The organism is Streptomyces sp. NBC_01717, from assembly GCF_036248255.1.
Classification (GTDB): domain Bacteria; phylum Actinomycetota; class Actinomycetes; order Streptomycetales; family Streptomycetaceae; genus Streptomyces.
The window spans coordinates 199,886-212,859 of the sequence record NZ_CP109178.1 but is presented as its reverse complement, the minus strand read 5'-3'; the positions used below and the strand labels follow the sequence as shown (position 1 = coordinate 212,859).

At 70.0% G+C, this 12,974-nt stretch carries 10 protein-coding genes and 2 pseudogenes; 6 read left to right on the top strand and 6 right to left on the bottom strand.

All coding sequences use genetic code 11. The features are described 5' to 3' along the window. Positions 1–174: 174 nt before the first annotated feature. The 3 genes and pseudogenes from OHB49_RS00975 to OHB49_RS00965 form a co-directional block, all read right to left on the bottom strand. Positions 175–768 carry a YybH family protein gene (locus tag OHB49_RS00975; RefSeq protein ID WP_329157087.1) on the bottom strand — a complete coding sequence of 198 codons (594 nt, stop codon included), beginning with the start codon at positions 766–768 and terminating at the stop codon, positions 175–177. Positions 769–817: 49 nt separating this feature from the next. Beyond that, positions 818–1,438 (bottom strand): annotated as a pseudogene (locus OHB49_RS00970) (transposase); the annotation flags it as partial. A 214-nt stretch (positions 1,439–1,652) separates the two neighbouring features. Next, positions 1,653–2,003, bottom strand: a complete 351-nt coding sequence (locus OHB49_RS00965; RefSeq protein WP_329157085.1) for a winged helix-turn-helix transcriptional regulator — start codon at positions 2,001–2,003, stop codon at positions 1,653–1,655. 64 nt (positions 2,004–2,067) lie between these two features. Here OHB49_RS00965 and OHB49_RS00960 point away from each other — a divergent pair, with 64 nt between their 5' ends. The 5 genes and pseudogenes from OHB49_RS00960 to OHB49_RS00940 all read left to right on the top strand — a co-directional run. Beyond that, entirely contained in the window at positions 2,068–2,967 is a 900-nt protein-coding gene (locus OHB49_RS00960; RefSeq protein ID WP_329157083.1) for an LLM class flavin-dependent oxidoreductase, read from the top strand. Then, complete coding sequence (locus OHB49_RS00955) at positions 2,964–3,962, top strand: FAD-binding oxidoreductase (protein WP_329157081.1); 999 nt, start codon at positions 2,964–2,966, stop codon at positions 3,960–3,962. The genes OHB49_RS00960 and OHB49_RS00955 overlap by 4 nt, the downstream gene beginning before the upstream one ends. Beyond that, the gene (locus OHB49_RS00950) at positions 3,913–4,275 is read left to right on the top strand and encodes a hypothetical protein (RefSeq protein ID WP_329157079.1); all 363 of its coding nucleotides are present in this window, start codon (positions 3,913–3,915) and stop codon (positions 4,273–4,275) included. Before OHB49_RS00955 ends, OHB49_RS00950 begins: the two co-directional genes overlap by 50 nt. 88 nt (positions 4,276–4,363) lie before the next feature. After that, positions 4,364–5,014 (top strand): FMN-dependent NADH-azoreductase, encoded by a 651-nt coding sequence (locus OHB49_RS00945; protein WP_329157078.1) that lies wholly within the window; start codon positions 4,364–4,366, stop codon positions 5,012–5,014. 68 nt (positions 5,015–5,082) lie between these two features. Further along, positions 5,083–5,275 (top strand): annotated as a pseudogene (locus tag OHB49_RS00940) (IS5/IS1182 family transposase); the annotation flags it as partial. 559 nt (positions 5,276–5,834) lie between these two features. Here OHB49_RS00940 and OHB49_RS00935 read toward each other — a convergent pair. Together OHB49_RS00935 and OHB49_RS00930 are read right to left on the bottom strand one after the other, a co-directional pair. After that, on the bottom strand, positions 5,835–8,636 hold the full coding sequence (locus OHB49_RS00935; RefSeq protein WP_329157077.1) for a helix-turn-helix transcriptional regulator: 2,802 nt from the start codon (positions 8,634–8,636) through the stop codon (positions 5,835–5,837). A gap of 193 nt (positions 8,637–8,829) precedes the next feature. Then, entirely contained in the window at positions 8,830–9,501 is a 672-nt protein-coding gene (locus OHB49_RS00930) for a pyridoxamine 5'-phosphate oxidase family protein (protein ID WP_329166295.1), read from the bottom strand. A 37-nt stretch (positions 9,502–9,538) separates the two neighbouring features. On the opposite strand from OHB49_RS00930, the gene OHB49_RS00925 reads away from it, so the two are divergent. Beyond that, positions 9,539–10,870, top strand: a complete 1,332-nt coding sequence (locus OHB49_RS00925; protein ID WP_329157076.1) for an aminotransferase class I/II-fold pyridoxal phosphate-dependent enzyme — start codon at positions 9,539–9,541, stop codon at positions 10,868–10,870. Positions 10,871–11,460: 590 nt separating this feature from the next. Here OHB49_RS00925 and OHB49_RS00920 read toward each other — a convergent pair. Beyond that, a complete protein-coding gene (locus OHB49_RS00920; RefSeq protein ID WP_329157074.1) occupies positions 11,461–11,928 on the bottom strand; it encodes an SsgA family sporulation/cell division regulator in 468 nt (155 codons plus the stop codon). Positions 11,929–12,974 lie beyond the last annotated feature (1,046 nt).

Below are 12,974 nucleotides of genomic sequence, written 5' to 3'. Positions count from 1 at the left end.
CAGCCACTGGTGTTACGGGACAGCCCTTAGGCAGCGGGACCCTTCGGGGCCGGATGTCCTCTCAGGTGGCCGCCGCCTGCTGTGTTCCCGGCTCTGGCTGAGCATCCGCCGCGACCTCGGTGGCTGCGCGGACGAAGGCGGCGACGGCCGTGGAGCGGGAATGCTGCGGCCATGTCACAGACAGGGTGGCCGGAGCCAGGTCCTCGACCGGCCGATAGGCGATCTCAGATCGCGAATACCGCCGGGTGAGCGAGGCCGGGAAGAAGCAGACGATGCTGCCGAGCTCGACCAGTTTGAAGATCTCCGGCAGGTCCGAGGCGTCTTGCGCCGTGTCCGCCGCGGGCGTTTCGCTCTCGGCCGGGACGGGTTGACGAGTGTGCGCACCGCTGACGCCGTGTCGGCTGGGAACAGGACCCTGATCCGCGGGGGATCCGTCGGGTAGCCCAGCACGTTGGTGCCGCGGCCGCTTCCTGATCGCGGCTGGCTGTCGATGGTTCCGGTCCAGGTGAACCGGTAGCGGCATACCGCGTGGTCATCGCTGTGGGCGATCCACTCCAGGTCGTCGATCTGGTAGATCTCGTCGCGGATGGTGGCGAAGGTCTTGGCGATGGCGGAGAGGATGGCTTCGCGGCCGCGATACGATCCGTCGGAGAACCAGTAGACGGCATCGGGAGCGATCAGCGGGACGAGCTGGGTGATGTCGTGGCTGTTGGTGGCTTGCTCGTAGGCGCGGATGAACTCGGTGAGCGGGGCAGTGGGTTCGGGCATCGACTGGTCCCTTTTCTCCCTTTCGCGGCGCGACAAGTGACAGGGGCTGTCAGGCCGCCGTGGCCTGCTCTCGCTCGACGAGGACGCCGTTTTCGAACTTTGCGCCGGCGCGGACCAGGGCGACGAGGTGGGCTCCGGTCACCGCGCGCCAGCGAGCCTGGGCGGATTCGACGAGTTTGAACACCATCGCCAGGGCTGCGGCCGGGCCGTCGGCGCCGCGGGTGACCCTGGTGCGGAGCTTGACGGTGGAGAACGTCGACTCGATCGGGTTCGTGGTCCGCAGGTGGATCCAGTGCTCGGCCGGGCAGTCGTGGAACGCCAGCAGTTCCTCCCGGTCGTCGGTGATCTTCGCGACGGCCTTGGGCCACTTGACACCGTAGGTCTTCGCGAACGCCTCGACCGCCTTCTCGGCGTGCGCGCGGTCCTCGGCGTTGTGGATCTCCTGCATCGTCTTCGCCGCGCCTGGCTGCGCAGACTTCGGCAGGGCGTTCGTGACGTTGCGGGCCTTGTGGACCCAGCACCGCTGGTGCCGGGCAGCCGGGAGCCCTTCCGCGAGCGCCTTCCACAGGCCCATCGCGCCGTCGCCGACAACCAGCTCGGGATCGCGCATGCCGCGCCGGCCGACCTGCTGCGCGACTGCCGCTGGATCACGGGACCACGATGACCGGGAGTGGGCGGGCCGGGCCATTCGCGCGGGCACCGAGCCGATCAGGCGGTGCAAGCGGTGCTGTGCGCGCCGAGCACCAGCGCGTCGGCTTGATGCTCGTCGGCCAAGCGCGGCATCGCCTCCCGCACCGAACTGAAAGCCGTGCTCGCCGACGGCCTGGGCGCCTCGGAGCGGACAGAGTGAGTGCGCGCGCCTCCTGGACGCGGATGGCCGGAGGCTATGTCGACGACGGAACCCGCCCCGCACCTCTGGGCCCTGAGCGGTGCATGCTCCACTGCGCGAGCGGGAGCAGGGCGTCCACCAGCGCCTGGCCGTCCGGGGACAGCTGATAGCGGACTTGCACGGGCGTGGTGGGGATGACGGTGCGCTCGATGAGGCCCGCGGCCTCGAGTTCCTTCAGGCGCTGGGAGAGCAGCCGGTCGGAGATGCCGTCGATCATCGCCCGGTACTCGCTGAAGCGCCGGGCTCCACGGTCGGCGGCCTGCAGTACTGAACCCGTCCAGCGGCGTCCGATCAGTTCGAGGGTGCCCTCGAAGCTCGGGCAGGTGTCGTCATGAATGGAGTTCACTTACAAAAGATTAGCACCTTACCCACCGTTTTGCCGGTGGGGTGGTCCGGCGCACCGTAGACGCATGACCGACTACGGACGCCCACTCTCCTTCGGAGTGAGCCTCGACCCGTCCGCCGGGGCCTCGGCGCAGACCCGGCGCCTCGCGCGGACGGCGGAGGACTCGGGCCTGGACTACCTCGCCGTCCAGGACCACCCCTACCAGCCCGGCCACCTCGACACTTGGACCCTGATCACGCATCTGTCCGCGGTCACCGACCGCATCTCCTTCCTTACTGACGTCGCCGACCTGCAGTTGCGTCCGCCGGTGATGCTCGCCAAGGCCGCTGCGTCGCTGAGCGTGCTCACCGACGGACGGATCCAACTCGGTGTCGGCGGGGGCGGCATACCCGATGCCATCGCCTCGATGGGCGGAGCGGCGCGAAGCGGACAGGACATGGTGGCGTTCGCCGAGGAGTCCCTGGGGCTCCTGCGCGCGGCCCTGTCCGGGGGCGTCGTACGACTGCACAGCCAGTACCACGCCGTCGGCGGTTACCGCGCCGGACCGGTGTCCCCGAAGCCCGTCGAGCTCTGGCTCGGCGCCCAGAAGCCGCGGATGCTCGCCGTCGCCGGCCGGTTGGCCGACGGCTGGATCTCGCCGCTGAACATCTACGTCCCGCCGCAGGACGTGCCCTCACGTCAGCGGATCCTCGACGAGGCGGTCGCCGACGCAGGCCGCGACCCGAGAACGTTCCGGCGCGTCTACAACGTGATCGGCGTGATCGGCGACCACGGGGACGGACCGGGGCTCGTCGGCGATGTGCGGCGGTGGGCAGACACCCTCGCCGAGTGGGCCGTGGAACTCGGCTTCGACACCTTCGTCTTCTGGCCCGCCACTGACCCCGAGCAGCAGCTCGCGCTCTTCGCCGCCGAGGTCGTGCCCGCGGTGCGCGAGCGCGTCGGCGCCCTCCGGAGCGGGCGATGAACGGCACCCTCTCCGCCGTGCCGGCCGAGCTTGTCGGCAAGCTGGTCATGCCCGACGACCGCCGCTACCCGCTGCTCCGCTCCACCTACACCACCGTGGGCCACCCAGCCGCCGTCATCCTGCCCGAGTCCGCGGGCGATGTCGCGGCAGCCCTGCGGCTCGCGCGGGAGACGGGGCTGCGGGTGGCCGTCCGCAGCGGCGGGCACGGCCTGTCCGGCAGCGGCACCAACAACGGCGGCCTCGTCATCGACCTGAGCGCGCTGCACCGAGTCGATGTCCTCGACCGCGGTTCCCGTCTGGTCCGCGTCGAGGCGGGAGCCCGCTGGGCCCAGGTCGCCCAGGCGCTCGCCCCGCACAGGCTCGCCATCAGTTCGGGCGACCACGGCAACGTCGGGGTCGGAGGCATCGCGACCGGGGGCGGCGTCGGATGGCTCGTACGGCAGTACGGGCTCACCGTCGACCACATCCGCGCCGTCGAGGTCGTCCTGCCCGACGGATCGGCCGTGCGCGCCGATGCCGAGGCCGAGCCCGACCTGCTGTGGGTGATGCGCGGGGCCGGCGCGGGTGCCGGGATCGCGGTGGCCTTCGAGATCGAGGCCATGGAGCTTCGTGACGTCGGTTACGCGCAGCTGGTCGCGGCGGTGGACCCGGCCGGGGAGACGCTGCGGCGCTGGGAGGCCGTCATGGCGCGGGCGCCGCGCGAGCTGTCGACGGCCGTGATGCTGTCCTCGCAGGGTGCCACCAGCGCCGCGTTCATCACCGCTGTCGTGGCCTCGGACAGCCCGTCCGTCATCCGCGACGCCATCGAACCGCTGCTCGGCATCGGTGACGTAATGGGCCCAGCAGGCCCATGTCGTCTCCTACACAGAGCTGGTCCCACCGCTCCACCTGCACACCAACACCGGGCAGATGCCCTCCAGCTCGACCAACGGACTGCTCACCGACATGACACCGGACGCCGCCCGCGCCCTGGTCGCGGCGTCGGCCGCCCCTGACCCGGTCCTGGTCCAGCTGCGTTCGCTCGGCGGCGCGGCCCACGACCCGGCCCCCTCTGCCATGGCGTTCACACACCGCCATCAGAGCACCCTCGTCATCGCCTCGGCATTCCCGCCGGACGACCGCGCCACACTGGCCGCCGCCTGGGCGCCCCTCGTCCCACACACCGACGGCTCCTACGTGAACTTCGAGAGCAATCCCGACAAGACGACGTTCACACGCGCTTACCCCGGACCGACCGGCACCCGCGTCACCGACCTGTGGAAGCGCTACGACCCCGACGGCGTCCTGCGCCCCCGGCCGCCGGCCTGACTGCCGGCCCGATCGACCGCACCGACCAGGTGCCCCATGGCACCCGCCGCAGGCGCCCGCCCTGTCACCCCCCTACTGGAGATAATCCATGGCCACGTTGCTGCACATCGACTCCTCCGTGTTCCCGGGCGGCGCCTCCGCCTCCCGCGCCGTCACGGAGACCTTCCGCAAGACCTGGGAAGAGCAGTACCCGGAGAGCACGGTGATCTACCGCGACCTATCCGTCGCCCCCGTGCCGCACATCACCGCCGCCGCACACACCGCGGGCTTCGCCGATCCGAACGCCCACACACCCGAGCAGGTCGCCGCCTTCGCTGAACGCCTCCAGCTGATCGAGGAACTGGAGCAGGCAGACGCGGTGGTGATCGGCGCGCCGATGTACAACTACTCGATCCCGTCGACCCTCACGGCATGGCTGGACAACGTGATCCTCCACGGCCGCACCTCGGGCGAGAACCCCTCAGCCAAGGGCACCCCGGTCACCGTCGTCGCCAGCCGAGGCGGCTCCTACGCGCCCGGCACCCCGAAGGAGTCCTACGAGTACGTGCAGAACTACCTGACCGCGACCCTCGCCGACATGCTCGCCCTCGACCTCGACTTCATCGTCCCGGAACTCACCATGGCTCCGCACAACCCGGCCATGGCCGAACTGGTGCCGCTCTTCGAATCCTCCCGCGACCGGGCCCTGCAGGACGCGGCCACCAAGGCCAAGGCCCTCGCCGAACGCCTAGCTGCGTAAACACGAGAGCGCCGTGTGCGTTCCTGCCGCCAGGACATCGCACGGCGTTCTCGATTCGCCCAACAGCGTCCACGGGAGTGAAGGTCGTCTTCGACGCCGGCACCCGGCTCATCGTGGCCGCCGCTCGGGCGGCGGCGGGCAACCACAACGACTGAAAAGTAGGAGCAGGCCGGCACCAAGCACGCCGTCGGCCGGGCCACGGTCAGCGCGGACGGCGGCTGCCGGAGCACCGGTCTGGTCATCCCGCACCGTCGCGAGCGGGTCAGGCCGAACTCTCTGCCAGCGGGCTGCTGGCGCAGGCACGCCGGGCGTCCGATCGGCGTCCACATGTCCGGTCCCTGACGCCTCAGTCCGGCCTTGCTGGTCATCAGTGCATCTGAGCACGCTGGCGCCATGCCGTTTTAGGCGTATCACGGGCATTCGAAAACACCTCCGCCGCCATCCCTGCCCACCCGGTGTCGACGACAGGCCCGCTCATCCGGCAGCTACACCGATTGGCTCAGCCCCCTTCCCACCAGAGCCGTCCACAGCTCTTCGTCACGGCTGGTCCCCACCATCGTGCGGTCGTGGCGGGGACAGCAGCCGTGCTGGCTTGGGGGAGAGGGGGCGCAGTGCCTCTGCCGGGCTCGGTGCGAGCGCGGCCAGATCTCCATCGCCTTCCGCACGTAGCGGTAGACCGTCGCGCTTCCGACGCTGAACCACGCGTAGACGGTCTCGGGCGCATCGGCGCGAGCCGCTGGCTGCGACGCAGATTGACGAACACCCGCCACTCCTCCAGGCCCACTGCCCGGCGGGCGCCTGCGTCGCAGAACTGCCACACCTACTGCTTGCTCTCCAACGGAGACCAGGATTCCAAGGCGTCTCGCAGCATGGCGCGGGAGGTGATGCCCAGTTTCGGGTAGATCTGGTAGAGGTGGGCGCCGACGGTCCGGTGGGAGAGGAACAGGCGCTCCGCTATCTGCTTGTTGGTCAGGCCGGAGGCGGCGAGCCGGGCTATCTCCAGTTCCTGGGGGGTGAGCCTATGCGTTTTGGATATCCCGTTTTGGCGCCTGCCGGAGCCGGCGGCTCGCAGTTCCGTCTCGGCGCGTTCGGCCCATGGTCGGGCCCCGAGGTGTTCGAATGTGGACAGTGCGGCGCTGAGGGGCACTCTGGATTCCGTGGTTGCTCTGACGCGTCGTAGCCGCTCGCCGTGGGCGAGTTGGACGCGGGCGAAGTCGAACGGCCACCGCTCAGCACCCGTGACCGCCAGGGCTTTCGTGAACAGTGCGAGGGCCTCGTCGTCGTCCGTGGTGGCCAGGGCGGCGGAGGCCTCCGTCAGCAGGGCGTGGCGTGAGGAGATCCTGGCCACGTCGGCTTCGCGCATCGCGCGTACGTGGGCGACGGCCTCCGTCCGCCGGTCGGTCCGGACGGCGGCCTCGACCAAGTCCATCGTCACCCACAGGGCGTGCGGCGCGTGTGAGGCGAGGCTCCCCGCGGGGCTGACGGCGGTGGCGTGCTCGTATGCGTCGGCGAAGTCACCGCGTCCCAGAGCTGCCACGGCCGCTGCGTGATGGGCGTAGTGCGCGGCGCAGTAGGCCCTCTGGCGCATGGCCCGGTGGATGATTTGCTCGGTTGTCGCGTCCGCCTGGTCCGCTTGCCCGCGTGCGGCGTTGAGGATGGCCTGCACGTACAGGAAGTACCAGACGAAGGCGGTGTAGCCGTGTGTTTCGCACAGCTGGATTCCCTCCTCGGCCAGTTGCGCCGCCTCGTCCCATCTACCGGTGAGGTAGCCGTCCAGGCAGAGGTGGATCAGGCCGGACATGTACCGGCGGGCCGGGCCGCCGTCGCGTCCCATGCGTACCACTTGCCTCGCCGCCTCGCGGACGTCTCCGAGCCGGTCGAGGTAGAGGGCTGCCGTTCCGGCCCGTGTGATCTGGACGGGGTCGGTCACGCCGACCAGTTCCGCGATGAGTTCGTCGAGTTCTTTTGAGGCCGTGGCACCTGTGCGTGCCGGGTCGGAGAACGTCTTGCCCAGCGCGGACAGGACGGGTGGCACGGTGGGTGTCAGTTTCTCCAGCGCTCGGTGGTAGGGCTGCCACAGGTCGTGCCGGGCGCCGAAGAAGCAGATCAGCGCAAGCGTGTGCAGCGCGTCCACGAGTGTTTTGTCGTTGGCGTCGTAGGCGTGGGTTCCGGTGTCGATGGCGGCTACCAGCAGGCCGTGGGCCGTGTCGACGTCACCGTCGCCGTTGAGGAGGAGAAGGGCCGCTGCTGCTGCCGAGTGCAGGCAGCTCTGTGAACCCGGGGCCGTGTGCCTGGCGTCGTCGAGGAGTTTTTGGGCGCTGGGCAGTGCTCCGGTGGATTCGGCGCCGACGTAGGCTGCCTCGGCGAGCCGGCGGGCGCGGTCGGGGCCGGGCGGGGTGAGGTCTGCAGAGCGGATCAGTGTGCGCATGGTGCCCGCGGCGTCACCGCGGCGCAGGGTGATCCGGGCGGCGTGCTCCAGCAGGGCGGCCACGTTCTCGTCCGGTTCCAGGGTTGCCTCGCCCAGGTGCCAGGCCCGTCGTTCGGGCTGGTCCACCAGGACGTGGGCGAGCGCGGCGTGCACCGCACGTCGTTCGCCGCTGGTGGAGTTCTCCACCACTGCCGAGCGGATGAGGGGGTGACGGAATCTCAGCCGTCGCGCTTCTTCGTCGATGTGGACCAGTTGGTCGCGCTCGGCAGGTGCCAGGTCGTCCAGGTGGTATCCGTCGTTCGCCTGCCGCGTGGCCGCCTGCAGGACTCCGAGGTCGCCTACGCCTTCCAGCGCGGCCAGCAGCAGAAGGCGCTGCGACGGATGCGGCAGACTTGTGATCCGGGAGCCGAAGACTGTCTCCAGGCGCTGGCTGAGCGGAAGCACGGCGGGAACTTCGCCGGCCGGGCCCCGCATCGCGGACAGTGCGGACGGCAGTTCCAGCAGGGCCAGTGGGTTGCCGTGCGCCACGGTCAGCAGGCGGCGGCGGGCACTGGCGACCAGGTCCGGGAACCTTGTACTCACCAGGTGGTCCGCCGACGCTTCGTCCAGGGGCTGCAGCCGGAATTCGGGCAGGACGCCGCTGTCGTGCAGGCTCTGCGAACCGGAACGCGATGTGGCGAGGAAGCTCACACGGATGCCGGTTGCCCGGCGTGCGACGAAACCCAGTACGGCCGCGCTCGCCCGGTCGAGCCAGGGCAGGTCGTCGATGACGAGCAGAAGGGGGTCACCGGCTGCGACCGTGCTCAGCAGGAGCAGGACGGCGTTGGAGACCATGAGCCGTTCCGGCGGTGAGCCGCTTTCGAAACCGAGCGCGACGCGCAGGGCGTCACGGAAGGGCGCCTGCAGTTCGCCGAGCGCGTCCTGGAAGGGAAAGAGGATCTGGTTGAGACCCGAGTAGCTACAGTTCGCCTCGAACTCCACACCACCGGCGCGCAGAACCCGGGTTCCGTCCGCCCGGGCCGCCTCGGCGAGGGCGTCCAGCACCGCCGTCTTGCCGACGCCCGCTTCTCCCGACAGCAGAAGTGCGCCGCCTGCGGCTCCGATGCCGAGAAGGTCACGGATCCGCTGAAGGTCGCGGTCCCGGCCGATCAGGCGGTCGGCCGTGCCGCGTGGGGGGGAGTGACTGCCGATCATTACACGCTCTCATTGCTGTTCGCGGGCCAGGGGGCCGGGCGAGGTGGGTGACGGCCTCGCGTTGCTGCGCGTCGTGGACGATGTGCAGCAGCTGGGCGAAGGGCGGCCGGGTGAAGCCGTGCGCAGTGAGCCGCTCCTGCCATGCGCTCGACAGCGGTGTCCCGGGGCCGGATGATTGTGCGCGGGACTTCTTTCAGCGTTCCGTGAGGTAGCCGGGGACGGTGATCGACGGGTCGAGGCCGTCGGCGGGCACAGGCTCCCAGTAGGTACGCGTCACGGGCAGCACGCCCGCCCAGTGGGGGAGGGCGAGGTCTTCGGGGTCGTCGTTGGGGCCACCGGTGCGCACCTTGGCGGAGACCTCGTGGAGGTCGAGGGCGACGACGGCGGTGGCGGCCAGTTCCTTGGCGTTCGCGGGCCGGGAGTCCGCCGCGCGGCCGGGCACGATGTGGTCGATCAGGGCGTCCAGGGCGGCCGAGCGTTCGGCGGGGTCGGTGACCTGGCGGGCGACGCCGTGCACGACCACGCAGCGGTAGTTGATCGAGTGATGGATGGCGGACCGGGCCAGTACGAGCCCGTCCACGTGCGTGACGGTCAGGCACACGGCGAGCCCGGTGTCCTCGCCGGCGCCGCGCAGCGGCCGGGAGCCTGTGGAGCCGTGCACGTAGAGCCGTTCCCCGACGCGGGCGTACAGGGTCGGCAGCACGACCGGGGCGCCGTCACGGACGAAGCCGAGGTGGCAGAGGTAGTCCGCGTCGAGGATCGCGTGCACCGTCTCGCGGTCGTACGAGGCGTGCCTGCGGATGCGGGTCGGGACAGTGCGGTCCGTAGCGGCGTACGCATCGCTGGCGGAGGGCGGGGAAGATATAGCGCAATCCTTTTGAACTAGTGCATAATGACTGTTTGTGATAGGAGAATACACGTTCACGGGCCGGGGTGCGGCGGAGATCGCGGCGAGCGTCGAGCAGGCCATCGGACAGGGCACGCTTGCGCCGGGCACCGCGCTGCCACCGCTGCGGGAACTCGCCACCGAACTCGGCGTCAACCCCAACACCGTCGCCGCCGCCTACCGCCTGCTGCGCGACCGCGGCGTCATCGAGACCGCGGGCCGGCGCGGCAGCCGGGTGCGGCCGCGCCCCGCCACCACCGCGCACGACGAGATCCGCCTGGAGGTGCCGCCCGGAACACGGGACCTCTCCGCCGGCAACCCGGACACCGCGCTGCTGCCCCCACTCGGCGAAGCACTGGCCGAGGCCGCCGCCCGGCACGCCCGGCAGCCCATGCTGTACGGCCACGCCCCGGTCGATGACGAGCTCGGCCGCCTGGCCCGCGCCGCGTTCGACGCCGACCGCGTCCCGGACGGGCCGGTCGGGCTGACCTCCGGATCGCTCGACGCCATGGAGCGCGCGCTCCTTGCCCACCTGCGACCCGGCGACGCGGTGGCGGTGGAGGACCCGGGCTGGGGCAGCCTCTTCGATCTCGTCCCCGCCCTCGGACTGCGGCCGATCCCGGTCGGCGTCGACGACGACGGCCCCCTGCCGCACGACGTGGAGCGGGCGCTTGGGCAGGGCGCGCGGGCGCTGATCGTCACCGACCGCGGCCAGAACCCCACCGGCGCCACGATCTCGGCCGCCCGCGCCCAGGACCTGCGCGCCATCCTTACTGGCCACCCGCAGGTCCTCGTCATCGACGACGACCACGTGCACGGACTCACCGAACTGCCGCTACACCCGCTCGCCGGCAGCACACAACACTGGATGCTCGTCCGCTCGACAGCCAAGGCCTACGGCCCCGACCTGCGCCTGGCCGTCCTCACCGGCGACCCCCTCACCGTCGACCGGGTCCGCGGCCGCTACCGCCTCGGCCCCGGCTGGGTCAGCCACCTGATCCAGCACACGGTGACCCATCTGTGGCGCGCCGGCGCCGTGGACATCGCGGCGGTGTCCGCCGCCTACGCCGCGCGCCGCGACGGTCTCGTGCAGGCACTGGCCGACCGCGGCGTCACGGCCTACGGCCGCAGCAGCATGAACGTCTGGGTGCCGGTCCCCGACGAGACCGGGGCGGTGACCCGGCTGCTGCAGGCCGGCTGGGCGGTCGCACCCGGCGCGCGCTTCCGGCTCTCCTCGCCGCCCGGCATCCGCATCACCATCTCGCCTCTCACTGTGGACGAGGTGCCGGCCCTGGCCGACGCCGTCACCGCCGCGATCCGCCCACACCGCACCGGACGCTTCGGCTGACGGGCGACACAAGGGGGACTCACCCTGGCCACTGCCACAGCGCGGAGCTTCATCCCGTACGCCTCACCTCCGTCCCGCAGGACGTCGGCCGCCGCGGCGATGACAAGCCCCGGAACAGACCGGCGAGCTGCTCCTCAGCGGCCGCAGCGCACGTGCGGAGCTCCGCGCGGTGCACTCGTGTGCCTCGCTGTACTGCTCCCAGAACCACTGCATGGTCGCGTCGCGGCGCACAGGACAGCCCCGGGCGAACGGAGCGAAGGCAGTGGCACACGCACATGAATTCAATGCAGGTGGACGACGCCCCAGTGATCACCAAGACCGCTGCTTGCGTCCGTACTCCTGCGGCAGCGCCTGTGCATCAGTCATGTGACTGAGAACCCTCGGTGCACTTTCGACAGGCCAACGCTGAAACCACTGCCGCCGATCGCACGCCGGTGTCGTTGACCCGGCCGCCCTGGCTGACCGTATGCATCCGCGGCCGGGGACACTGCCCGGTTGTCCCTGCCCCGGCGAGCGTGGCTCCACCAAGGGCGATCTCATACGGGATTTGTCCCTGCGTACCTTGACCTCTGCGCTCTGTGGCTCCTCATTCAGGGCTGATTCCGCTTCCCTTCGACGAGGGCAGCCGCACTGGCGTCCCAGTCGACCTGGCAGAACTCCGTGCCGGGATGAACCAGATCGAAGGTCTCCATCAGCCATTCCTCCAGCTGCCCTCGATCCATCTCGAGAAGGCATGACCGGCCATGTCCTTCCAGCCTCATGTACACCACACGGCGTCCTTGGACGACCGACGGCCACAACCTCAAGTCCCCCATGCCGCTTGGTTCCTCGGTGCCGTCGAAGAGCAGGTCACGCGAGACTGTCCACGTGACCACACCGCCCCCCGGCGGGCGCAGTTCCAACAGCACGACAAGAGGGTCCGCCTCGGTGTAATGAAATTCTGCCTTGAGCGGGAGACGGATCGATGACCGAAGGACCCTGTTGATACGCAGGCGCAGCGAGCGCATGCCGTAGTCGCACCGGTCGCGAGCCGAAAGGTCTGGCTTCTCGAGTGGCATGGGGCGGCGCCCCTTTCAGGATGCGGGAGTGTTCTGTCCACCTTGACCGTCAGGGCCCGTCCTGGGCATCTGTCAGCTGACTGAAGACCGTGTCCTATGTACTGAGACGGGCGACGGCTGGGCACGAGAGGAACGCCTGAGCCCTGACCACAGACTTGATTCCGAAGTGATCGCTCCGGCGCCTTTTGCTCAGGGCATGGGATGGCCGCCAATCTGCCCGGCTTCTCCGCCTGATCGTAGGACCCGGGCCCTCTCGGGCAGGCCGCGCGGCCAAGGCGCTGGTCACGGTTGCACGGGTGCCAACTCCAAGGCCGGCGCCCGGGATGGTATGGATGCGGCACGGGCACACCGGGCCAGGGGACAGCGTGGCGCAGGCACTGCAAGCGTTCATGGCGTCGCCGCTGTGGGCCCGAAGACGGGCCGGCCTTCGCCGATGTCACGGTCTGCGTGCGCGTTCCCCGCCCAAGACGACGCGCCCCGCACCAGGCCGGATGGAGTCCTGGCCCACAAGGCATACACCTCTCGAGCGTTCCACCACTACCTGCGCAGGGCCCGCGCGGTGACCCCCCCGGCCGGCCGGCGTGGCCATTGACTGTCACGGCAGGCGAGACAGGAGGCACCGGCCGACGGCACGCGAAACAGCGCAACCGCGCCGAGCGGCGCATCGACCGCCTGAACCGGGGTGACGAGGCATCGCCACCCCTACGAGAAGGCCGCAATCATCTACGTGCCAGACGCACATTGCAGGCGTCTTCCTCCGGTCTGCCCGATGACCCAAACGACATCACCTAAGTCGCATGACTGGCCGCGACACCAGTGAGATGCCGCGTCAAGTTACCGAGGAAGAACGGCACCACCCCTGCGGAATCTAGGTCACATTCCAGATTACCGAGGCGGCATCCCACGCCCAATATTGGAACTGCGCCGGAAAGCGGGATCGGGTCACACGACCCTGCACCGGCGGGGGAGACGAGTCGCGGATACTTCTGCGAACTCGGCGCCGGATCCTGCCTCACCTGCAATTCATTTAGACATCAAGGAGACCA

Coding starts and splice junctions, on each gene's coding strand:
- OHB49_RS00920 (WP_329157074.1), bottom strand. CDS start 11,928: ATGCCACTCGAGAAGCCAGACCTTTCGGCTCGCGACCGGTGCGACTAC.
- OHB49_RS00955 (WP_329157081.1), top strand. CDS start 2,964: ATGAACGGCACCCTCTCCGCCGTGCCGGCCGAGCTTGTCGGCAAGCTG.
- OHB49_RS00935 (WP_329157077.1), bottom strand. CDS start 8,636: ATGATCGGCAGTCACTCCCCCCCACGCGGCACGGCCGACCGCCTGATC.
- OHB49_RS00945 (WP_329157078.1), top strand. CDS start 4,364: ATGGCCACGTTGCTGCACATCGACTCCTCCGTGTTCCCGGGCGGCGCC.
- OHB49_RS00960 (WP_329157083.1), top strand. CDS start 2,068: ATGACCGACTACGGACGCCCACTCTCCTTCGGAGTGAGCCTCGACCCG.
- OHB49_RS00950 (WP_329157079.1), top strand. CDS start 3,913: ATGACACCGGACGCCGCCCGCGCCCTGGTCGCGGCGTCGGCCGCCCCT.
- OHB49_RS00975 (WP_329157087.1), bottom strand. CDS start 768: ATGCCCGAACCCACTGCCCCGCTCACCGAGTTCATCCGCGCCTACGAG.